Source organism: Chitinilyticum aquatile DSM 21506 (assembly GCF_000430805.1).
GTDB classification, from domain to species: domain Bacteria; phylum Pseudomonadota; class Gammaproteobacteria; order Burkholderiales; family Chitinibacteraceae; genus Chitinilyticum; species Chitinilyticum aquatile.
Genome location: NZ_KE387262.1, coordinates 14,300 through 35,277 on the forward strand (window position 1 = coordinate 14,300; position 20,978 = coordinate 35,277).

The window sequence follows — 20,978 nt, forward strand, 5'->3', positions numbered from 1 at the left end:
TCGCTGTATCAGCAGAACATGCCGTTATGAATGTTGAAACCTGGTCCAGGTCTTGATGCTGAAGTATCAGCACAACCGTCACTGCTTCACCATTCACAACGGTTCGCTGTGCCAGCAGAACATGCCGTTATGAATGATGAAGTCCATGAACTACTCTCCCTAATCCGCTACGCGGGTATAATGTGAGATTCATAGGTCTATGCCTTTGTTGCATAAATCTGTTGAAGGTTGAGTACCCCTATACCCAGACGCGCCTACCCCACGAGTACCGTTTCTGGTGTACCAAGTTGGGTGAAGCGGTTTAGCAGTGCCGGCCGAATTTGCAGTTCAGCGACCTAACGGTCGGAGTCTCGCAACATCACCCGTTCACCAAGCAGTTTCAGGCAGCGCATTTTGGTTTCCACCAAACTACGGCGGTGGTAGCCTCCACTTTTTCCAGATCGTCCGACCCAGCCGTTTCGTCGCACGCAAGGCTTCATTGCAGGCCTGTGCACCGGCGGTGTTTTCTTGCCAAGGCTTGCCATTTTTCCGTACAGGGATGATTGCCTCGGCATTGCGGGCAACAATCACGGAGTAGCAGCCTTTGGTGTCATAAGCGCCATCTCTGCTCACAAACGCCAGCAGCTGATACGCTGGAATCTGGGCCAGCAGTTCCGGTAGCATCGGCGCATCACTCACACTGTTTGTACGGAATCTGGTCACTCGTGACTAAGCATTGTGGCGTTCGTGACCACTCCGCTGATGAGATATGATCAGCGTGGTGGTTTCAGTGACTGCTGATCGGCCAAAGCTGTCGTTCACTCTTCCCGTCCTAAGCGACTGGTTTGGAAAGCTAAGCTGCCTACTCTTTAGCTCTGGAACCCAAGCGATTCCATCCTCTTATGCTAAGTGCTGAAAATTTGTAGAGACTGCTGCAAGCTGAGCCACCGACCGGCTTATGCGAGTGGCGGCTCTAATATTGAACTAGATTTCCGTTTGCTCTGAAATTTCCAGTGCATCATCAACTTCGATGCCAAGATAGCGCACCGTACTTTCAAGTTTGGTGTGTCCGAGTAGAAGCTGCACAGCTCTCAGGTTTTTCATACGTTTGTAAATAAGTGCCGCTTTCGTCCTCCTGATGGAGTGCGTGCCATAGACAGAAGTGTCCAGCCCTGCGATAGCTATCCATTGATGAACAATGCGAGCGTACTGTCGCGTAGAGATGTGCTCAGACTTCTTGATGCGACTGTAAAACAGGTACTGCTCGAGTTGTAGGTGTTCATGTTCTATCCACGCAGCAACTGCGACGCGGGTCGGCTCAGTTAACTCGAACTGTACAGGTCGTTGCGTTTTACGTTGGATGACCATGGCACGAGCGAGGACTTGATGACCATGGCTGATGTCTCGTACGCGTAAATTGACTAGATCACATCCACGCAGCTTGCTGTCAATCGCTAGGTTGAACATTGCCAGATCCCGAATGCAATGTTGCTGCTGCAAATGAATCCGTATTGCCCAAATGTCCTTCAGCTTGAGTGGTGGTTTCTGTCCAACTAGCTTGCCTTTATTCCAAGGTTCTCGGTGGTGAATCGATTCCATGACAGACTCCTTTTGTTGATCGGAGTCTTACTGTGGCTCAGACAATGCTTGATTGTTTCTCCTTCGTCGCCGTGTGCGCTCATAGGCCAGAGTCTTTTCACCATGACAGAGAGTGATTCGTTGATCTTGAGCAAGAGACAAGACTAAATACAGCATATTATTGGCATATGCCAATAATTATTGGCTCAGCTTGATCGCAATCACTCAGTCAAATTTCTATGCCACGCCCTTTGAAATGTCGCCGCATTCACGGCCCCCTGTCTGATCGTTTTTACAAGCCTCAAGGTATTCCGCTATGCGAGCTGGAAGAGATCGTGCTGGCAGCGGATGAACTTGAATCATTGCGACTTGCCGACCTGGAAGGGCTGTACCAAGCACAAGCTGCCACCCTGATGGGAGTATCCCGTCAGACTTTCGCACTCATATTGCACAGGGCACGCCAGAAAGTGAGCCAGGCACTCATCGAAGGCAAGGCCTTGCGATTGCAAGCCAGCACAGCCTACCAAGTCCTGTCGATTGCTAAGGAGTAGTTTATGAAACTATGTATACCGATTGAACAGCCTGCAGAACTGAATTCTGTTGTCGCCAGACATTTCTCTGACGCAGCGAGCTTGCTGATTTTCGATACGGAGACCATGGAGACCCAGACGATTGATCTGCAGAACCAGCATGCCTGTGGTCTGCAAATCGAAATTGATGTGTTGTTGACGCCCAATATGGGCAAAGGTGCCTTGGCGCGCTTTGCTGATCAGGGCATCCGCATTTATGCCTGCACAACCGGGCAAAGTGCCAACGATGCGATGACGCAGTTTGGCAGAGGTGAATTGCCCGAGTTAGTGAAAGCTCGTTGTTGTGGTCAAAGTCATCACCACGACCAACCCGCCGGTGGAGGCTGTTGCCAGCACTGAACACACAACCAGCTTCTGGATTCGCTGTCAGCCCCGCTTTTTGGCGGGGCTTTCTTTATTTGTAAATGATGCGCTGCACTAACCTAGACTGGTAGGAGGTAACGGGAGTTCAAAGCGTAGCTCTGATCACCGATTTACATCGAGTGTACAAGTGCTTGTATTGTTGACAACATACAATATACTAACAAATATAATATTAATGCCGTTATTGAGGCTGCCATGCTGAGAGTTCTGTTGATGCTGCTTGCCCTGGTTTCCACATCATCACTTGCCGGTGGGCTTGCCACTGTGGCAGTGGCTAGCAGTAATGGCGGACAGGAGTGGTCTGCCGATGGCGTTGTCGAAGCCGTGCAGCAAAGCCAGTTATCCGCGCAGGTGGCTGGGCGCATCATTGCCTTGCCGGTAAAAGCGGGGGACCAAGTCAAGGCCGGGCAAATTTTGGTGCGCATCGATAATACCGCGGCCGGACAACAGGCCACAGCCAGCCGCGCGCAGGTTGAAGCTGCGCAGGCGCAACTTGCTGCAGCAAAAAGCGAGTATCAACGCCAGCAACAGCTATTTGCCAAGCAGTACATCAGCCAGGCAGCACTGGATACCGCCGCTGCAAGTTACCGTGCGGCACAGGCCAATGCGAATGCGATGATCGCCCAGGCTGGTGCCGCTCAGACGCAAAGCGGTTTTTATACCATTACCGCCCCATATGATGGCGTGGTGACTAGCGTATTCATTGAAGCGGGTGACATGGCCATGCCCGGCAGGTTGTTAGTGACGGTATACCGTCCCGACGCGATGCGGGTGAGTGTCACCTTGCCGCAGGAACTGGTGCAACGGGTAAACAAGGATGCGCGCGCAATCGTTCTGCTGAATGGCCGGAGTATTGAAGCCGGCATGCTCACGGTATTGCCGGCTGCTGATCCCCAATCTCATACGGTGACCCTCAGACTGCCCTTGCCATCGTTGACACCCGCACCGCTGCCAGGACAGTTTGCCAGGGTGCAGTTGCCTGTGTCCGGCGCAGCCGAACAGGGACGACTGTATGTTCCGGCCAGCAGTGTCGTCCGGCGCAATGAACTGACTCTGGTGTATGTGGTCGATGCAGCCGGCAAACCATTGTTGAGGCTGGTGCGGCCCGGGCCGCTGCGTGATGGTCTGGTGGAAATCCGTGCCGGCCTGCGCGCCGGCGAGCGGGTCGCACTTGATCCGGTTGCGGCGGCCAAGCTGGGCGGAGAGTAGCCATGAGCGAACGACTGGGTTTGTCCGGACGCATCGCCAGCGCCTTTCTCACCGCCCAGATCACGCCGCTGCTGGCGTTGATTGCGCTGCTGCTCGGGCTGTTCGCGATTGGTGTTACACCACGCGAAGAAGAGCCTCAGATCAATGTGACGATGGCCAATGTGATCATACCTTTTCCCGGCGCATCCAGCCGCGATGTGGAAGCAATGGTGGCCACGCCGGCGGAGCAGGTGCTCTCGCAAATGGCGGGAGTCGAACACGTCATGTCGGTATCGCAGCCCGGCGTCGCGGTCGTGACTGTGCAGTTCAAGGTCGGTGTACCACGAACCGAAGCACTGGTACGCCTGCATGACACCATTGCCGCCAACCGTGACTGGTTGCCCGCTAATCTGGGTGTGCTCGAGCCCGTCATCAAGCCCAAGGGTATTGACGATGTACCGGTGGTCGCCTACACGCTGCATGCAAAAGATGGCATGCCGGCCAGCGATCTGGAGCGGGTAGCGCATGCGCTGGAGGCTGACATCAAGCGGGTTGCCGGCACCCGCGAAGTGGTTACTACAGGAGGGCCGGGCCGGGCAGTGCTGGTCGAACTTGATCCGACACGGCTCAATGGCTCGGGCCTGACAGTGGCTGACATCAATCAGAGCTTGCAGACCGCCAATCAGGGCCTGCCACTGGGCGAGCTGGTTGCCGGCAACCGGGCTGTTCGGCTGGAGACTGGCCCCTTTCTGGCTTCGGCAGATGAAGTGGCTGGCATCGTTGTTGGTGTAAAGAACGGAGCCCCTGTGTATTTGCGGGATGTTGCCCGCGTGCATGAAGGCGCCCCGCCGCCAACACGCTATGTCTGGTTTGGTAGTGCTGGCGAGCAGGCCAAGACGTGGCCGGCTGTGACGTTGAGCGTGACCAAGAAGCCCGGCGAGAATGCCGTGGATGTTGCACGAGCGGTTGGGCAGCGCATGGCCGAACTGCGCAATACCGTCATCCCTGCCGATGTCGAGGTCGTCACCGTGCGCGATTACGGCGAAACGGCGAATGACAAGGCGATGAAGCTGATCCAGAAACTGCTCTTCGCTACGGCTTCTGTCGTCGCGCTGGTGTTCTTTGCGCTTGGGAAGCGTGAAGCGGCCATCGTCGGCAGCGCGGTGATCCTGACACTGCTCGCCACCCTGTTTGCCTCGTGGGCCTGGGGCTTTACGCTCAACCGGGTGTCATTGTTCGCGCTGATCTTTTCTATCGGCATTCTGGTTGATGATGCGATCGTTGTAGTCGAGAACATCCACCGCCACATGCAGCTGCACCCGGAAAAAACGCTACTGCAATTGATCCCCGGCGCGGTCGATGAAGTCGGCGGCCCAACGATTCTGGCGACCTTTACCGTGATAGCGGCGCTGCTGCCAATGGCTTTTGTTTCCGGTCTGATGGGGCCCTATATGAGCCCGATTCCGATCAACGCCAGCATGGGCATGGTGATTTCGCTGGCGGTGGCCTTTGTAATTACGCCGTGGATGGCGTTGCACTGGCTCAAGCCAGCCACGCATGCCAGCCATAGCCACCGGCTTGATACGCTGGCCCGGCGCGTATTCACTCCTTTTCTTGATTCGGAACGCGGAGGGAAAAATCGCCGCAAGCTCTGGCTGGGCGTTGCGGCGTTGATTGTGCTGTCGCTACTGCTGCCGGTGGGCAAACTGGTAGTGCTGAAAATGCTGCCCTTCGACAACAAGTCGGAATTCCAGGTCGTGCTGGACATGCCGGCAGGAACCCCACTGGAGGATACCGCTGCCGTTTTGCGTGAAATGGGGGGGTATCTGGCTACGACCAAAGAAGTAAAAGACTATCAGGCCTATACGGGTGTATCAGCCCCCATCAGTTTCAACGGCCTGGTTCGTCAGTATTATCTGCGCCAGGGCAGCCATGTGGGGGATCTGCAGGTCAACCTCCTCGACAAGCATCATCGCAGTGACAAGAGTCATGTCATCGCCCAACGGGTGCGTCCGGCACTGGAAGCGATTGCCGGCAAGTATGGTGGACGCGTCAAGGTTGTCGAGGTGCCGCCCGGGCCGCCAGTGCTTGCCCCCATCGTCGCAGAAATCTATGGCCCGGACGAGGCCGGACGACGCCAGCTGGCACAGCAGGTGCGCGCGATTTTCGCCCGCACGGCAGGAATTGTTGATACGGATGACAGTACGGTGGCAGCTGCACCGCGGCAGACACTCGAAGTCGACCGCAGCAAGGCGGCACAACTGGGGATCGCTCAAGTCCAGATAGCCACAACACTTGCGACAGCAATGGCTGGTGCCGATGTGACTTGGCTGCATGACGGCAGCAAGTACCCTGCCGCAGCACGTGTCCAGCTACCGCTTGAGAGTCAAGGTAGCTTGGCGACGCTGCTGTCGTTGTCGGTACGCAGTGCTTCAGGGAAGCTGGTGCCGCTGTCCGAACTGGTGAGCGTGCAACAGGATGAGCAGGAGCAGGTGCACTACCACAAGGATCTGTTGCCGGTTAGTTTTGTCGTTGGTGACATGGCCGGAAAGCTCGACAGTCCCCTGTACGGCATGTTTTCGATGCGATCAGCCATTGCGAATATTCAGCCTCCTGGCGGAGGAAGGGTCGCCGAGTACTTCATCAGCCAGCCCTCCGACCCCTACCGGGACTACGCCATCAAGTGGGATGGCGAGTGGCAGATTACCTATGAAACGTTCCGCGACATGGGCGCAGCCTATGCGGTAGGGCTGATCCTGATCTACCTACTGGTGGTCGCACAGTTCGGCTCCTATCTCACGCCGCTGATCATCATGGCGCCGATTCCGCTGACCATCATTGGCGTGATGCCCGGCCATGCATTGCTGGGCGCACAATTTACCGCCACCAGCATGATCGGCATGATCGCGCTGGCTGGCATCATCGTGCGCAATTCCATTCTGCTGGTCGATTTCATCCGCCTGCAGACCGATTCCGGTGTGCCATTTGCCGAGGCGGTGATTCAGTCCGCTGCGACACGCGCTCAGCCCATCGTGCTGACTGGGCTGGCCGCGATGATCGGAGCCTTTTTCATCCTCGATGATCCGATTTTCAACGGGCTGGCCATTTCACTGATTTTCGGCATCCTCGTATCGACCATTCTCACGCTGGTGGTGATTCCGCTGCTGTATTACGTGGCATGGCGGCACCGCTACGAACCCAAGGAGCAAATGTCATGACATCCTGGCAAATCGTCCGACTGGCTGCCGGCTGCTTCATCCTGCTGTCACTGGCGCTGGGCGCGCCCGGTAGCCCGCTTTTCATCAGCAGCTACTGGCTTTGGTTCACCGCCTTTGTCGGTGCCAATCTGCTGCAAAGTAGCGTTAGCCGCTGGTGTCCGCTGGAGATCATCCTGCGTAAGTTGGGCATACGGGGCGGCTGCTGAACCCGGGAGGAATCATCATGCGGGTAAGCAAATATACGATTCCGGCATTGTTTCTGCTGTCTTTGTGCAGCAGTGCTGCTGATTTGCAAAGCAGCTGGCTGGCTGCGCGCAACCAGGATCCACAATACCTGGCAGCGCAGGCCGAGCGCCGGGCAGGACAAGCCCGAGCCGACCAGGCAACAGCACTTTGGCGACCGCAACTGGGTCTGACCGCCAGCGCCGGATGGCTGGACATGAATAGCCAGACTCGTGGCGCCCAATTCAGTGCACCGGGTATGGGAACCTTCACGGATGCTACGTTCAGCAGCGAAATCAAGCAGGGCAGCGATACCCGATGGACTCTCAGCGCCAGCCAGCCGCTGTATGACCCGGTACTGGATGCACAGGCGGCTCAATTGCGCGCCCAGGCTGAACTTGCAGAGTCATTAGGGGTATTGGCTGGTGACCATCTGATGCAAAGGGTTGCAACAACATACCTGGCAGTTCTACTGGCACGGGAGGAGCTTGACACTGCCCGCGTTCAGCTTTCAGCCACGCAGGAGGCACTGGCACTGGCCGAGGAAGAATTCCGAGTCGGCAAGCGTGCAGTAACGGATTTACGCGAGGCCCAGGCCAGTCGTGATGCACAGATGGCGCAACTCGCCGCCCTGCAGGATGAACTGGCAGTCCGTGAGGCCCGCTATACCGATTTGACTGGCCTGTCTGCCGAAGGGATGCCCCACCTGCCCTTGACGGTGTCACTCGATGTATTGCGCCCTTCTGCCCTGGAGCCCTTGCTGAGTGCGGCGTTAAGCAGTCATCAGCAACTTCGCGTTGCCGCCAGCGGAAAACGTATTGCCGAGCACGAAAGTGCCAAATACGCTGGGCTGAGCAGCCCGACACTGGCGCTGGTTGCCCAGTACGGGCAGCAGCGTAGCTCGGGAAAGGACAATACAGGGTACGACAATGACAACGGCTGGGTAGGGGTCGCGCTGGGCATTCCCCTGTACACCGGTGGAATGCGCGAGGCGCGATATGCCGAAAGTCAGGCACTGGCTGAAAAAGCACTGCAGGCAGAAACTGGAGCCCGCATCCAGGTCATGCAGAATGTGCGAACGGCCTGGTATGGCTTGAACACGGCTCTGGCGCAGAGCGCTGCACTGCAACAGGCGCTGGAATCTGCCCGCTTGCGGCTGGAGGCAACAGCGACCGGGCGTGAAGTCGGGGCGCGTACGACCTTAGACTGGCTCAATGCCAGACAAGCCTATTATCTGATTCGCAGCCAGCTGGTGCGCGCCCGTTATCAGGCGTTGGAGTCCGCGTTGAACCTAGCTCTCGCAGCAGGCAACAACCAAGATGATCCTCTTGCCAGAATCAATGCACTGCTGAGTGATTGACCATGGCGGACACCTTCTCCTCCGGCATGCTTTTGGAGCGTGTATAAACTTCGCCGCCACGCGACTAGCAGACAAGCAAGACAAGCACATGCCAATTGTCAGTCGGGAATGATCAGCCCTTTGGGTGTGATCAGCAGCTTCGGATACCCTTCGCGACCGGTGAAATAGCCTTGTGCATGATGTCGGCCGATCTCAGGAATCCAGCCGTTTGGCGTGAATTCAAAGCTGCGATCAGGCGTGTCCCCTTCCGTACAAATTCGGGCGTAGTAATGATGTCCGCCGCAATCATCCGTGGTATCTGTCACCTCGACATCGCACTCACTTGCCTGTTCTTGATGAATGATTCTACGGGCTTCGCCAAAATGGTCTTCCATCTCAAGCGAGTTATGCCGCATCAAGAGCAGCAGTAGTGCAACGATTGCCAATCCCAGATGACCGCTCGCCAGACTCAGACCAAACAGGCTAGCCGCTGAAACCAGATAGGTCAGCGACACAATCTGCCGATGTTTCGGCGAGCCATGGCGTTCAAGTTCCTGCAATTGCTGGCTGATGGATTGTTGCATGATGAGCCTCCGGATAAGGAAAGTGGGCAGAAGAACAACTTCTGCTATCACAGCCGCTTTGCAAATAAGCTAGCAGACGACGGATGGTCTTGGCACAAAACAAAATATTGTTTTATATAATATAAATAGATGCATCAAATCGGACTGGCAAGACAGGGCCGCCAGACGGTTGCATGGACAGTCCCGCAGACATCAATCGGGGTGGACAAATGTGGCTTGATGACTATCCCAACGCCAGAGCGTTGGAAAGCGGTGCAGAGTGCATCAAGGCGCTTGGTCACCGAGAGCGGCTGAAAATACTGTGCTGCCTGCTGGACGGTGAACGCTGTGTCGGTGAGCTAGAGCAGCGTATTGCGCTGCATCAGCCAAATCTGTCGCAACATCTGACGGTACTGCGCAGAACGGGTCTCGTTGAGACGCGCCGGGATAGCAAGCGCATTTACTACCGCATTCAAAACCCTCATGTCGTTTGCATCATGCATGAGCTTCTGTTGCTGGCAGGGGATTGCCGCCCTGTTTTTGCGGACACGCTGCACGAGATTGCTGAAGAACACGTAAAGGACAGGCGACGATGAATGCAACATGGGCGTGTATCCGGCACGCCTGAATTCTGCTCTACCAATTGCACACACCGCAGACCAGTCCAAGCCGGGCTGATCACAGTCAGGAGAAAGCCATGGCACACATCGTCATCATTGGCGCCGGAATAGGCGGCATGCCAGCTGCCTATGAGTTGCGTGAGAAATTGGACAAGACACACAAAATTACGGTTGTCGGCGCTGCTGACTACTTCCAGTTTGTGCCGTCCAACCCCTGGATTGCCGTTGGCTGGCGCAAACGCGACGAGATCACTTTTCGTATCGCGCCCTATCTGGAAAAGCACGGCATTGCCTTCATTGCGTCGCCACTTGACACGCTGGATGCGGCTGGCCAACGAGTGTTCCTGAGGGATGGAACCGTCCTCGACTACGACTTTCTGGTTCTAACAACAGGCCCACGGCTGGCGTTTGATGAGGTCGAGGGTGCAGGGCCAATCGCAGGACACACACAGTCAATCTGTACCGTCGATCATGCTGAAAAGCTACATGCTGCCTACGAGCAATTTCTGGCTGAGCCAGGGCCGGTGGTGGTGGGGGCCATGCCGGGTGCAAGCTGCTTTGGCCCCGCTTATGAATATGCCTTCATCCTCAATGCCGATCTGAAAAAACGAAAACTACGGCACAAAGTACCGATGACTTTTGTCAGTAGCGAACCCTACATCGGCCATCTGGGACTTGGGGGCGTGGGCGACTCCAAAACCATGTTGGAAAGTGAATTTCGCAGCCACGACATCAAGTGGATCTGCAACGCAAGGGTGACCCGGGTTGAGGCCGGGCAGATGCATGTGAACGAACTGGATGGGCAGGGCAATCTGCTCCGGGAGCATACCCTTCCTTTCAAACTCTCGATGATGCTGCCAGCCTTCAAGGGCATTGAGCCGCTGGGTGCTGTCGACGGGCTGTGCAACCCGCGCGGCTTTGTGCTGATTGATGAACACCAGCGCAATCCGAAATACCCGCAGATTTATGCCGCAGGGGTGTGCGTCTCCATACCGCCAGTCGAAGTAACACCTGTGCCGACTGGAGCACCCAAGACGGGCTACATGATCGAAACCATGGTCAGTGCCATCGTGCAGAATATTGCCGCAGAACTGGCGGGCGATGAGCCGCAAGCTAAAGGCAGCTGGAATGCAATCTGTCTGGCCGATATGGGGGATGTGGGCGCTGCGTTTGTCGCACTGCCCCAGTTGCCACCGCGTAACGTGAACTGGTTTGCCAAAGGCAAGTGGGTGCACATGGCCAAGATCGCTTTCGAGAAGTATTTTTTGCACAAAATGAAGGCAGGCTCATCCGAGCCGATCTACGAAAAATACGTACTGAAAGCTCTGGGGATCGAAAGACTGGATCATTAATAGATTCAGATGCGATCTTCCAAATTACTGCAAGTAACCATCAAAGTCCGCGGGTTTAGTCAGGAGGGCCGCACAAGAAAAAACCCGCGGATATTCCAGTAATATCATGGGAGTAAGGCAGAAATCATGGTGGAAACACGTGATTCACTTAGATGTGCTTTACAATCCGAAGTGGCTACGTTTCCTGCCGAGCAAAGAACTCACGAACTCGGCCGGTGCCTGCCATAGCGCATTAGCGCTACCAACCTTCCCTGGAGAGGACATGAGCAACGCCAGCCGGCGTTTTCTCGCGCTATTGCTGTGCGTGTGCATGGTACTGGCGGTCAGTGCATCGCCCGCCTTGCGCTGGCTGACGCAAGCCGCCCGTCCCAAGGCCGTGGCCCTGGTCATGTGCTCGGTGGTCACCCCCGCCGCTTCTGTCCTTTCCCGTACACAGCCCCAGCCACATTCCTGCCCGGATGGCGGCGAGCTACTGTGCTGCCAGCCGACACTGGAGGCTGACACCGAAATCTCGCAGGCCGCGCCAGGCATCCTGCTGATGCCTGTACCGAATGCCGCCTGGTCGGCAGCGGGCAGCCCGCTGCTTGTGGCGGCCACGCTCTGGCGTGCCATTCCCATCCGTGCTCCGCCCACTTTCTTTCCCGTCTGATTCTCTGCCGGCCCTGTCCGGCATCCAATAAGCAGCAAGGCAGACGTCTCTCCGCCATACCCTGTGTACTGGCTGTGGCTGGCGTAAGTACGTTCTGCATTGCGCAAGCACGGGCATCACTGCCCGCACGGGAGTTTCTCGCATGTTCAAGTCCCTGCACTCCGGGCACTTGCGCTGGCATCTGCTGGCCGTCGTGCTGATCAAGGCCGCCGTGCTGTACGGCCTGTGGCACGAGTTTGTACGCCCCTACAAGGTGCGCATCAGTCAGGAGCAGATGGCCGCCCATCTGGCACCAGCCCCCGGGGAACCCGCTCAAGAAGGAAAGAAGAATGATTGATTCAAGTCTGGTTGATCTGTCGCGGCTGCAGTTTGCTGCCACCGCGATGTATCACTTTCTGTTTGTACCGCTCACCCTCGGTCTGTCGTGGCTGCTGGTGATCATGGAAGCCGCCTACGTGATGAGCGGCAAGCCCATTTACCGTGAAATGACCAAGTTTTGGGGCAAGCTGTTCGGGATCAACTTCGCGCTGGGTGTCACCACCGGGCTGACGATGGAGTTTCAGTTCGGCTCCAACTGGGCGTATTACTCGCACTATGTCGGGGATATTTTCGGGGCGCCGCTGGCCATCGAGGGTCTGATGGCATTCTTCCTCGAATCCACGATGTTCGGCCTGTTCTTTTTTGGCTGGAACCGCTTGTCCAAAGTGGGCCACCTGACCGTAACGACCCTGCTGGCACTGGGCACCAATCTCTCGGCAATCCTGATCCTGATCGCCAATGGCTGGATGCAGGACCCGGTAGGGGCTGTATTCAATCCGGTAACGATGCGCATGGAGCTGGAGAGCTTCAGCGCGCTGATCTTCAATCCGGTGGCGCAATCCAAGTTCGTGCACACCGTATCGGCCGGCTATGTGACCGGCTCGATGTTCGTGCTGGCCATTTCGGCCTGGTATCTGCTGAAAGGGCGCCACATCGAATTTGCCAAGCGCTCCTTTCGCATTGCGGCGGCTTTCGGGTTGGCTTCGGCCGCCTCGGTCATTGTTCTGGGTGATGAATCGGGTTATGCGGTCTCCGAATCGCAGCAATCCAAGCTTGCCGCCATTGAAGCCATGTGGGAAACCGAGCCGGCTCCAGCCGCACTCAATCTGGTGGCCTGGCCCAACGATGCCGCCAGCCGCAATGACTGGGCAATTTCGCTACCCTATGCGCTGGGGCTGATCGCCACGCGGTCCACCGACAAGGTGCTGCCGGGCATTCACGATATCCGTGCGAAGAATCGCGAACGCATCGTGTCGGGCCGCGAAGCGGTGCTGGCGCTGGAAAGCTGGCGCAAGAACCCACAGGACAAGGCAGCGGAAGCCACTTTCCGAAAGCACCAGGCCGATCTGGGCTTCGGATTGCTGCTCAAGCGCTACACGAACGACCTGAATGCCGTTACACCGGCGATGATCGACGAGGCGGCGCATACCACCGTGCCGAATGTGTTCGCGATGTTCTGGAGCTTCCGCCTGATGGTCGGGCTGGGCTTCTCCTTCCTGCTGCTGTTCGGGCTGGCCTTCTGGTACAGCGCCAAGCGCACGATTACCGAAAAACGCTGGCTGCTGCGCTGGGCGCTGTGGTGGCTGCCCATGCCGTGGATCGCGGCCGAAGCCGGCTGGTTTGTCGCCGAATATGGCCGCCAGCCGTGGACGGTATACGGCATGCTGCCGACGCACCTGTCGGTTTCCAGTCATTCGGCGGGGGCAGTCATGGGCTCGCTGGCCGGTTTTGTGGGCTTCTACACCGTCCTGCTGGTGGTCGAACTCTATCTGATGTTCAAGTACGCACGGCTTGGCCCGACCAGCCTGCAGCAAGCCTGAGGAGACAAGCATGCTTGATTACTACACTCTCAAACTGATCTGGTGGCTGCTGGTCGGCGTACTGCTGATCGGCTTTGCCATCATGGATGGCCACGACATGGGCGTTGGCGTGCTGCTGCCTTTTCTGGGTCGCAACGATACCGAACGCCGCGTGCTGATCAATACGGTGGCACCGCACTGGGACGGCAACCAGGTCTGGTTTGTCACCGCTGGCGGGGCGATTTTTGCCGCCTGGCCGTTTGTGTATGCCACGGCGTTTTCCGGCCTGTACTGGGCGCTGCTGCTGGTGCTCTTTGCGCTGTTCTTCCGGCCGGTCGGTTTCGAGTACCGCTCCAAGATGCCTGCGGCCAGCTGGCGCGCGAGCTGGGACTGGGCGCTGTTTGCAGGCAGTGCCGTGCCGGCGCTGGTGTTCGGCGTGGCATTCGGTAATCTCTTCCTGGGCGTGCCCTTCCATCTGGATGACACGATGCGCTCCTTCTATACCGGCTCGTTCTGGGCGCTGCTCAACCCGTTCGCACTGCTGTGCGGCGCGGTCAGCCTGAGCCTGCTGACCCTGCAGGGCGCAACCTTTCTGATGCACCGCACCGAGGGCGAACTGCAGCAGCGTGCCCGCACGGCTTCGCGCTGGGCCAGTATCGTGCTGCTGATCAGCTTCAGTGCCGCAGGTGTCTGGGTGGCACAACTCAACGGCTTCCAGATCGTGCGCATGCCCGATCCGGGCAGTGTACTGTCGCCGCTGATGAAGGACGTCGCCCAGCAACCCGGCGGCTGGTTTGCCAACTACCGGGCACAGCCCCTGCTGTGGGTGATTCCCGCTCTGGCCTACCTCGGCGCGGGGCTGGCGCCGCTGCTGCAGGCACGCGGGCGCACCCTGTGCGCTTTCGCCGGCTCGTCGGTGGCGTGCCTGGCCGTGATTCTCACGGCTGGCGTGGCGCTTTTCCCCTTTGTGCTGCCATCCTCCTCGCACCCTGCGATGAGCCTGACGGCCTGGGATGCCGCGTCGAGCCAGGTCACGCTGAATGTGATGTTCTGGGTGGCGCTGATCTTCACCCCCATCGTGCTGGCGTACACCGCCTGGGCGTATCGGGTGATGCGTGGCAAGGTCACCGAAGACTTCATCCGTGCCAACGACAAAACCGTCTACTGAAAGGGAGAACGACAATGTGGTATTTCAACTGGATTCTCGGCCTCGGCTTTGCCGTGCTGTTTGCACTGGTCAATGCGCTATGGCTGGAGAGCAAGGATGACCGGCAGGATTAATTAGCTTTATCAAATGAAAATGCCAGCCTTTGGGCTGGCATTTTTGCTTTCTTTTAGCCAGATATGGACAAATAAGATTCTTCCACAGGCCAACGGAATACTCTCACGGACAGAGCTACTGTCTAGCTATGGGCTGATTTGTGGCTCTAAACGGACGTTTAGAAGGCAAGAGCTGGAGGGCGGCTTTGGCCGATGACCTGCCTGTACCCCTAGCCTGGCTGGCAGCTGTTCGGCCAAAGCGGTCATAGAGCTTCTAGTCAAAAGTGGCGGCTGTGAACCAATAAGCTGCCATTACATGATTCCCTTGCTTCGCATGTAACAAAAAACCTCGGCGGCTCTGAAAGATTGGGCAATCCTGATGCAATCGGAGCCTTGCGAATCCCTAATGAACGGCTCGCCTCCATGACGGAGCATCAGGTCGAACGCACAACCAGAGTTGATTTCCGCGGCCAGCATCATGGGCGTTCTCCCGGGCACAGGGTATCTCATTGGGCTATTCGGGTCGGCGCGATATTCAAGCAGGAGTTCGACGATCCTGATGAGTTTCGGAACTGAATGACGCTTTAACATGAGCTCGACCATCGCGGAGACTACTTTCTCGTAGATTTCACGGTTTTGTGGCTCTTTCAAAAATTCATCCAAGCCCCCTTTTTCACCGAAGACACCAGTCATCACGACACCGTACCTGCGCATCGTTTCCTGTTGTACTGTGTCCCAATCGAGATGAAAAGAAGCATGCAGGTACTGATACATCTTCGCCGGATCGCGGATCTGACCGAGGAGAGACATGCAATGGTACAAGGGGGTTTCCCCTACGATGTTCCCCCGGAGTTCTGGATTCGCCCCCATTTTGAGCAGGCTTTCCACAACATCAGGCTCTCCATAGTCGATAGCCTCCAATAGCGGGGAAATCTGCTTCCGCATTGTCAGTGAATCCAATGTTTCACGCTTGTGTGGGACTGCTAGCAACGCGTCCAGCGTCTCTCTGTTGCCGGTCCGGGATGCGTATTGGATGGCGCATAGCAATGCTGAAGCACCCTGAGGGTCCAGCCTATCGACGTCAGCCCCCTTTCCCAAAAGTTGCTGAACAGCATCCTGCCTACCGAAAGACGCAAAAAGCCTGAGCTGTGACCAGCGACGCTGTTGCCCATCAGGAAGTTTAAGAGTAACGACTCTATTCGGATTGCGAAGATCCGGATTCCGTTTTTCTATCGTTTCGATATCGACCAGTAGAGCGGGGAAAATTTGCTGGATTGGATTGGTCCAGTCAGCCTCGGGGAAAAGCCCATCGAGAGGAAATACGGCATGAAACCGGTCTCGAAGATGCTCGATTTCCCAATCCTGGACTACGTCCGCATCCATCTCTGGAGGAGGCTCAAGAATTCCGAGTGCGATTGCTTGATGCTTTAAACTCGCTAGGAACTTGAAGTCTTCGCACACAGCGGCGAGCACCAATGCCTCCGTCAATATCTGCTTTTGGGCCGCTCCCGCCCGATAGCTCGCTGAAGCGATTGCACTCCTGTAATGAGGTAGCGCAGCAGCAAGGTTTCCTGAAAAGACTTCCCATCGTCCCGTAAGCCACTCCAGCCAGTAATGAGTCCTGCCAAGGGGATCATGCGTTTTCAGCAAGGAACCAAACTCTTCAAGATCAAGACGTCTTTGCTTCTGTTCGCCATGCCTTTTCGACGTGGTTCTTTTCAGGTTCTCGGACAGCATCAGAGCAGGAATTTTCAAAGCGGAAAGTCGCTCGCTTTCTTTGTTGTGTACCTCCGACAAAGCTCTTCCAATATCGATTGCGGGCATTCCCCCCTGAATGAAGGAAAGCATCAAGGACTTCGGACTAAATCCATCGCTGTTGCGCTCAAGCCAATCGATGGCTCGCGCAATCATCAGCCACCTTTTCAGGTCGGGAATCCTGCGCACCTGCTCAACCGAACCATGCCTTTCCAGGTCGGCGAGGAACAGCCTGATGCTTGGCAGGTCAGGAAGCTGCGTTCCCTGAATCCATCTTAATACCTTCTCCCGGGAGGTCTTGTCTGCCCCGGTAGATGCTGGATAGGCAGCTTTCGCCAGTGCGAAAGGATCATCTGGACTTTGCCATGCGAGAACAGCGGCGATCGAGGTCTGCTCGGAATCGAGCAGTCGTGCGAGTTTCGGACCTCCGAACGATTTGGCAAAACTATGGAGAACCATTGCCCCGTGCGGAACCAGATAACTTTTGACGAGGGCCGGGAGTGACTGCTCCCGCAGAAGCCCATCCAGTCCCAGCGAACTGACGAGCGAGATGTAGTCCTGATAGAAACTGATCAGGGACTGGCAGAGCGCTCTTGCGTATTCATCATCAAGCACAGTACAGAAGGGTTTGAAAAAGAGTTCATTGACCAAGCTCTTGGGCAACTTCCAGTCGACATCACCTTCGCGTGCGTATTTGTCGACATCCCGATTTTTGGCTTTGGTATCGAATGCCAGCGCCAATGTTCGGTAAATCTCACCCATGCGTGGGTAAGGAGGCAGCAGTTTCTCTTCTGTCATGTGAGTTTTGTGCAGGAGGGCATCAGCTTACGCAGGTCCCGTTTGAAGTTGTCGAAAGCCCTGTAATCGCTGGGTGTGCAAGGTACAGGCAACCGTCTTCCCTCTGGAGAAACGAGTTTGCCATGCCTACCACCCATATGGAATTTCCATCCTTCATGGATAAGCCGTCGAACTAGGCCGGCAATGGCCTTATCCTTGCTGTATTTCACTATTCGCTCCAGGCCTCCGGGTGACTTCACCCGGAGGTACAGGTCTGATTACTCGCCGCTACGAGTCTTGGCGGTAGCGTTGTGAGCTGCCGCTGCCTGAGCACGTGCAGCGAAAGAACCTGCTGAAACCGTGCCACCATTGGCACGTGCAGCTACGGATTGGATGCGCGCAGCCGCTGACGGGGTCATGGGAGAGCGGGAACCGGATTTGGAAGATTTGGGCATGGTTTTTCCTTTCGTGAAAAGTTGTGGTTGCCGGGCTCGACAACGGAACGAACGATATTCCCGACCGAAAAAACGATCTGCCGCGTAAGTGGTCAAAAACAGCAGGAAAAAACTAATGCCATGTTTTGATGGATAAATTGTGTATGGCAGCTTGCCAAATAGTTGTTGTCTGCCGTCGCTCAGCGTATCAACGACGACAATGGGCGAAGTACGGTCCTCGGCCAAAGCGCCCTGTCGAGAACAGTAGCGTCATAGACTGTTACCGGCAACAAAGCTGACATTCAAGAACAAGGGCGTGCTCTGGTGCGTGAGCAATCATGCACTCACAGGACATCCAGGGGGCTGCTCACGCCGCGCCCACCTTTATTCAGCACATGGGTGGCAAAGCTGTGGCGCAGTGTATGTGGCGTGGCTGGCTTGGCAATTCCGGCGGCAGCCACAGCCCGTTTCATCGCACGTTGCAGCAGTTTTTCATCCTGATGATGTCGCCGTTGTGCGCCAGAGCGCGGGTCGCGCAGTACATCCAGCAAGCGCGGCGCAGCAGTCCCATCTGGCTGTGAACTTTCAGGCATCATCAACCCCACATGCTTGAAAAACAATGAAAAAAACGCGTAGCATGCTCAGTTATACACACAGACAAACCAAATATAGACCTGCACAGGTGTATATTTCACGTTCGGCCTCAAGGAGGAATCGTGCAGCATGCAGGTAGAACTTGGGCGTACTCATACCGAAAGCTCTTTGACCTGTGCTCAGAGGAAGAACTGGCGAAGGTCGCTGACCGTATTACAGTGCAATACGCAAAATTGACGAAAGATTGGACAAGCGAAAGGAACTCCGAATGGTCGTGCCGCACGTACTTCACGACCAAGATGATCCTCAATGCAACCGTTCTTCTCAATAGCCTCGAATTTGCGCGCACCTCCGGGCTTCGCGCGGCCAATCCATACTTTGAGTACTACGCCGCACTGTCCCTATTACGTGGCCTCGTCTATACGATTCCTACAGAGGACTGGAATTCTGGCGAGTTGATGGCAATCTCGCACACTCGTGCCATCAATGTGGCATTTGATTGGGTCGCAAAGTTCAATAAGTCGCTAGCGGCCGAGATGAAGAAAACTGCTTTGCAGCTCAAAGCACAGCGCGAGCTGATCGCATATAAGGCACCCGCCAGCGGTGACAAGAACCTTGGGGCGAATTACGATCTGACTGACTTTTTGACCATCCTTGCAGAAGTCGCCGAATTCAACTCGGAACTACTGGAGAGTTCAATAACCAAGAACGCTGACCCAGCGTCCTTCGAAGTGCTTGACGAACATATTCATCAGATCGCAACGGTTGAGGTTGAAGGATTTATCTTCTCAGATGACGAAGACTATTGGCGCCTCGGTTATGTGCAACGTAAGACACGAAGGCCATATCACTTAGGGTTGTTCATGCACCCCGGCCAGTCTGAGGACTTCATTGGCGCCTGGGACGGAGACGAAGATGCTGGCGAAGCGTTCTCTAATGGCTCCCCATCCAACTGGCAAGCAATCTTTGATGTGCCATGAGGCCGAACCCATCATTCCACCGGACCTTGCGCATAAAGCCGCGCAAGGCCGGTGAATTCAGACGTTAGGTTTGCGAATGCCACTAAGCGCTATAGCCGAGGCTATCCTTCAGCCCATCATCGAGGCAGTGTTGCAGCTGTTCTGTTACGGAACGGCGTGGCTTCTCGTGCCGATATTCACCTGCGGAAAGGTGTTTGTTGAACCCACACCAATCCGAGAATTCGTTAAACCGGGCTTCGGCCGGCTGCAACGAAGCGCGAAAGGGCACTATGTGATGGATGCCGAGTTGGGTTCGCTAATTAGAATGGTCTTCTGGTTTGCAGTCGGAATTGGCGCCTGTGCATACTTCACGAGAACCTAACCTTTCATTGCAGCGGACCTGCGCCAGCTTCGCTGGCTTGTCCTCAGAATTCAAACGTTAGGGTGCAATATGGATTACATCGAGGTTGCAATCAAGGACGCCCTTGAAGGGGTTCCGGCAAGAGCTACAGCCGAGCAATGGCAAGGTGAAAGCCCATGGACTATCGCGGTTAAGATGGTTATCGTGAAGATCGGACGAGATTTCGGCTGGCTCACGGCAGCAAACGGATGTGATTCTGACGAGGGAAAAGAGTGGCTTTATGACGTTGTGTGGTATCAGTCGGATCAAGCGCACCACATAACTGATGTTCCTCTAGTTGCGGAAAGTGAATGGGGGGGCGAGGATGCAATCAAGGAAGATTTCGAGAAATTACTGGTTGCCCGTTCAAGATATCGTGTCATGGTTTTTCAGTCTGAATCCGAGGAGGGTGTGCGAAACCTCTTCAACAGGATCAGGTTGTGGATTTCAAAGTTCCACAGAACGGAAAGCGGGGACAGATACCTTCTTGCAGGATGGGCGAAATCGAAATGGATTTTCGACCTTATCATTGCTTGAGTAGCACACCCTAACAATGCGCTCCACCTGACCGCTATTCCACTGTGCTCCATAGCGGCAGGTGAGCTTTGTCGTTAGCGTCTGCAATGTAACTACAAATAGACATTGATGTCTTGAAGATGAAAGTCGGCTTTGGCCGATGAGCTGCCTGTCCACCAAACCTTGTAGGCAAGTGTTCGGCCAAAGCGGCCGTTTAGCTTTGACGTCACAATGACCGGGTTACACAAATTTGCGGATATATCCATACCTGGATCAGGTCAGCCACGCCTGTGTTGACCCAGTCTTTGGCCGAGGAGTATGATCGCTGCCGTTCCACCAACCATTCCCCATAGGTTTTCCTGTGCCTCACTGATTAGCTACGCGTCCAGCTGACTCCTTTCGCACCGTTATTCGGTGTGGCTGCGCTCGGCTGTTTGATCTCCGCCTTTTCACGTTCAAGCAATTTGAACGTTGAGGCGTGATGGTGGCTAATCGGTTCAGGAATTCCGCATCATGCAATATGCAATGCATTGGGCACGGCACAGGGCGTCGTCGTGTTTCAATTTCGATTTATTCATTTCCCGTTTGGATTATCCCAAAGATGGCGCAGCTTGCGCCCGTATTCGGTCGTGCAGGAGCGATGCTCGTCGCGCACTCGCGCGGCCATGCGCGATAGACCGCTTTGGCAGGGCTTTGTTGCACAAACCCAATTCGGTCCAAGCGTCCCCAACCCCGGATGGAGTTATCCTACGCGTACCGTTTCCGGTATCCCGAGCTGCGTGAA

The 20,978-nt window shown here is 55.9% G+C and carries 20 protein-coding genes and 1 pseudogene; 15 read left to right on the forward strand and 6 right to left on the reverse strand.

Annotated elements, in window-relative coordinates:
• Positions 1-254: 254 nt before the first annotated feature.
• Positions 255-681 (reverse strand): annotated as a pseudogene (locus H559_RS22460) (transposase); the annotation flags it as partial.
• Between the two features lie 282 nt (positions 682-963).
• Positions 964-1,578, reverse strand: a complete 615-nt coding sequence (locus H559_RS0118030) for a tyrosine-type recombinase/integrase (protein ID WP_028453828.1) — start codon at positions 1,576-1,578, stop codon at positions 964-966.
• A gap of 230 nt (positions 1,579-1,808) precedes the next feature.
• Here H559_RS0118030 and H559_RS21175 point away from each other — a divergent pair, with 230 nt between their 5' ends.
• The 6 genes from H559_RS21175 to H559_RS0118060 all read left to right on the forward strand — a co-directional run bounded on the left by H559_RS21175 (position 1,809) and on the right by H559_RS0118060 (position 8,498).
• On the forward strand, positions 1,809-2,108 hold the full coding sequence (locus H559_RS21175) for a DUF134 domain-containing protein (protein WP_211230977.1): 300 nt from the start codon (positions 1,809-1,811) through the stop codon (positions 2,106-2,108).
• Between the two features lie 3 nt (positions 2,109-2,111).
• On the forward strand, positions 2,112-2,486 hold the full coding sequence (locus H559_RS0118040) for a NifB/NifX family molybdenum-iron cluster-binding protein (RefSeq protein ID WP_028453829.1): 375 nt from the start codon (positions 2,112-2,114) through the stop codon (positions 2,484-2,486).
• A gap of 219 nt (positions 2,487-2,705) precedes the next feature.
• Positions 2,706-3,719: an efflux RND transporter periplasmic adaptor subunit gene (locus H559_RS0118045; protein ID WP_034642180.1), complete on the forward strand. Its 1,014-nt coding sequence runs from the start codon at positions 2,706-2,708 to the stop codon at positions 3,717-3,719.
• Between the two features lie 2 nt (positions 3,720-3,721).
• On the forward strand, positions 3,722-6,916 hold the full coding sequence (locus tag H559_RS0118050; protein WP_028453831.1) for an efflux RND transporter permease subunit: 3,195 nt from the start codon (positions 3,722-3,724) through the stop codon (positions 6,914-6,916).
• Positions 6,913-7,122, forward strand: a complete 210-nt coding sequence (locus tag H559_RS0118055; RefSeq protein WP_028453832.1) for a YgaP family membrane protein — start codon at positions 6,913-6,915, stop codon at positions 7,120-7,122. The genes H559_RS0118050 and H559_RS0118055 overlap by 4 nt, the downstream gene beginning before the upstream one ends.
• Before the next feature lie 17 nt (positions 7,123-7,139).
• Positions 7,140-8,498 (forward strand): TolC family protein, encoded by a 1,359-nt coding sequence (locus tag H559_RS0118060; protein WP_028453833.1) that lies wholly within the window; start codon positions 7,140-7,142, stop codon positions 8,496-8,498.
• 98 nt (positions 8,499-8,596) lie between these two features.
• Here the strand turns inward: H559_RS0118060 and H559_RS0118065 are convergent, their stop codons facing one another.
• Positions 8,597-9,061 carry a hypothetical protein gene (locus tag H559_RS0118065; protein WP_028453834.1) on the reverse strand — a complete coding sequence of 155 codons (465 nt, stop codon included), beginning with the start codon at positions 9,059-9,061 and terminating at the stop codon, positions 8,597-8,599.
• 173 nt (positions 9,062-9,234) lie between these two features.
• Here H559_RS0118065 and H559_RS22465 point away from each other — a divergent pair, with 173 nt between their 5' ends.
• From H559_RS22465 to cydX, 7 genes are all read left to right on the forward strand, one after another.
• On the forward strand, positions 9,235-9,636 hold the full coding sequence (locus H559_RS22465) for an ArsR/SmtB family transcription factor (RefSeq protein WP_211230978.1): 402 nt from the start codon (positions 9,235-9,237) through the stop codon (positions 9,634-9,636).
• A gap of 101 nt (positions 9,637-9,737) precedes the next feature.
• Entirely contained in the window at positions 9,738-11,012 is a 1,275-nt protein-coding gene (locus tag H559_RS0118075; protein ID WP_028453836.1) for an NAD(P)/FAD-dependent oxidoreductase, read from the forward strand.
• Positions 11,013-11,274: 262 nt separating this feature from the next.
• Positions 11,275-11,661: a hypothetical protein gene (locus tag H559_RS0118080; protein ID WP_028453837.1), complete on the forward strand. Its 387-nt coding sequence runs from the start codon at positions 11,275-11,277 to the stop codon at positions 11,659-11,661.
• A 142-nt stretch (positions 11,662-11,803) separates the two neighbouring features.
• Positions 11,804-11,998, forward strand: a complete 195-nt coding sequence (gene cydP / locus H559_RS0118085; protein WP_028453838.1) for a cytochrome oxidase putative small subunit CydP — start codon at positions 11,804-11,806, stop codon at positions 11,996-11,998.
• Positions 11,991-13,520, forward strand: a complete 1,530-nt coding sequence (locus tag H559_RS0118090) for a cytochrome ubiquinol oxidase subunit I (RefSeq protein ID WP_028453839.1) — start codon at positions 11,991-11,993, stop codon at positions 13,518-13,520. The genes cydP and H559_RS0118090 overlap by 8 nt, the downstream gene beginning before the upstream one ends.
• Before the next feature lie 10 nt (positions 13,521-13,530).
• A complete protein-coding gene (cydB, locus tag H559_RS0118095) occupies positions 13,531-14,667 on the forward strand; it encodes a cytochrome d ubiquinol oxidase subunit II (protein WP_028453840.1) in 1,137 nt (378 codons plus the stop codon).
• Between the two features lie 14 nt (positions 14,668-14,681).
• Positions 14,682-14,780: a cytochrome bd-I oxidase subunit CydX gene (cydX, locus tag H559_RS22470; protein WP_028453841.1), complete on the forward strand. Its 99-nt coding sequence runs from the start codon at positions 14,682-14,684 to the stop codon at positions 14,778-14,780.
• Between the two features lie 291 nt (positions 14,781-15,071).
• Here cydX and H559_RS0118105 read toward each other — a convergent pair whose 3' ends face one another.
• From H559_RS0118105 to H559_RS0118110, 3 genes are all read right to left on the reverse strand, one after another.
• Entirely contained in the window at positions 15,072-17,312 is a 2,241-nt protein-coding gene (locus H559_RS0118105; RefSeq protein ID WP_028453842.1) for an ankyrin repeat domain-containing protein, read from the reverse strand.
• Positions 17,313-17,569: 257 nt separating this feature from the next.
• A complete protein-coding gene (locus H559_RS23085) occupies positions 17,570-17,971 on the reverse strand; it encodes a hypothetical protein (protein WP_211230979.1) in 402 nt (133 codons plus the stop codon).
• A gap of 98 nt (positions 17,972-18,069) precedes the next feature.
• Positions 18,070-18,321, reverse strand: coding sequence for a tyrosine-type recombinase/integrase (locus H559_RS0118110; protein ID WP_028453843.1), 252 nt, complete (start codon positions 18,319-18,321; stop codon positions 18,070-18,072).
• A gap of 120 nt (positions 18,322-18,441) precedes the next feature.
• On the opposite strand from H559_RS0118110, the gene H559_RS0118115 reads away from it, so the two are divergent.
• Both H559_RS0118115 and H559_RS0118125 read left to right on the forward strand, forming a co-directional pair.
• On the forward strand, positions 18,442-19,299 hold the full coding sequence (locus H559_RS0118115; protein ID WP_028453844.1) for a hypothetical protein: 858 nt from the start codon (positions 18,442-18,444) through the stop codon (positions 19,297-19,299).
• Positions 19,300-19,729: 430 nt separating this feature from the next.
• Entirely contained in the window at positions 19,730-20,215 is a 486-nt protein-coding gene (locus H559_RS0118125; protein ID WP_028453845.1) for a hypothetical protein, read from the forward strand.
• The last annotated feature ends 763 nt before the right edge of the window (positions 20,216-20,978 follow it).

What these genes read in the sequence shown, in the direction of transcription:
- H559_RS0118075 (WP_028453836.1), top strand. Translation starts at nt 9,738, where the DNA reads ATGGCACACATCGTCATCATTGGCGCCGGAATAGGCGGCATGCCAGCT.
- H559_RS0118040 (WP_028453829.1), top strand. Translation starts at nt 2,112, where the DNA reads ATGAAACTATGTATACCGATTGAACAGCCTGCAGAACTGAATTCTGTT.
- cydX (WP_028453841.1), top strand. Translation starts at nt 14,682, where the DNA reads ATGTGGTATTTCAACTGGATTCTCGGCCTCGGCTTTGCCGTGCTGTTT.
- cydB (WP_028453840.1), top strand. Translation starts at nt 13,531, where the DNA reads ATGCTTGATTACTACACTCTCAAACTGATCTGGTGGCTGCTGGTCGGC.
- H559_RS0118055 (WP_028453832.1), top strand. Translation starts at nt 6,913, where the DNA reads ATGACATCCTGGCAAATCGTCCGACTGGCTGCCGGCTGCTTCATCCTG.
- cydP (WP_028453838.1), top strand. Translation starts at nt 11,804, where the DNA reads ATGTTCAAGTCCCTGCACTCCGGGCACTTGCGCTGGCATCTGCTGGCC.
- H559_RS0118080 (WP_028453837.1), top strand. Translation starts at nt 11,275, where the DNA reads ATGAGCAACGCCAGCCGGCGTTTTCTCGCGCTATTGCTGTGCGTGTGC.
- H559_RS0118030 (WP_028453828.1), bottom strand. Translation starts at nt 1,578, where the DNA reads ATGGAATCGATTCACCACCGAGAACCTTGGAATAAAGGCAAGCTAGTT.
- H559_RS0118125 (WP_028453845.1), top strand. Translation starts at nt 19,730, where the DNA reads ATGGATTACATCGAGGTTGCAATCAAGGACGCCCTTGAAGGGGTTCCG.
- H559_RS0118090 (WP_028453839.1), top strand. Translation starts at nt 11,991, where the DNA reads ATGATTGATTCAAGTCTGGTTGATCTGTCGCGGCTGCAGTTTGCTGCC.
- H559_RS0118060 (WP_028453833.1), top strand. Translation starts at nt 7,140, where the DNA reads ATGCGGGTAAGCAAATATACGATTCCGGCATTGTTTCTGCTGTCTTTG.
- H559_RS0118045 (WP_034642180.1), top strand. Translation starts at nt 2,706, where the DNA reads ATGCTGAGAGTTCTGTTGATGCTGCTTGCCCTGGTTTCCACATCATCA.
- H559_RS0118050 (WP_028453831.1), top strand. Translation starts at nt 3,722, where the DNA reads ATGAGCGAACGACTGGGTTTGTCCGGACGCATCGCCAGCGCCTTTCTC.
- H559_RS0118105 (WP_028453842.1), bottom strand. Translation starts at nt 17,312, where the DNA reads ATGACAGAAGAGAAACTGCTGCCTCCTTACCCACGCATGGGTGAGATT.
- H559_RS22465 (WP_211230978.1), top strand. Translation starts at nt 9,235, where the DNA reads ATGGACAGTCCCGCAGACATCAATCGGGGTGGACAAATGTGGCTTGAT.
- H559_RS0118065 (WP_028453834.1), bottom strand. Translation starts at nt 9,061, where the DNA reads ATGCAACAATCCATCAGCCAGCAATTGCAGGAACTTGAACGCCATGGC.
- H559_RS0118110 (WP_028453843.1), bottom strand. Translation starts at nt 18,321, where the DNA reads ATGATGCCTGAAAGTTCACAGCCAGATGGGACTGCTGCGCCGCGCTTG.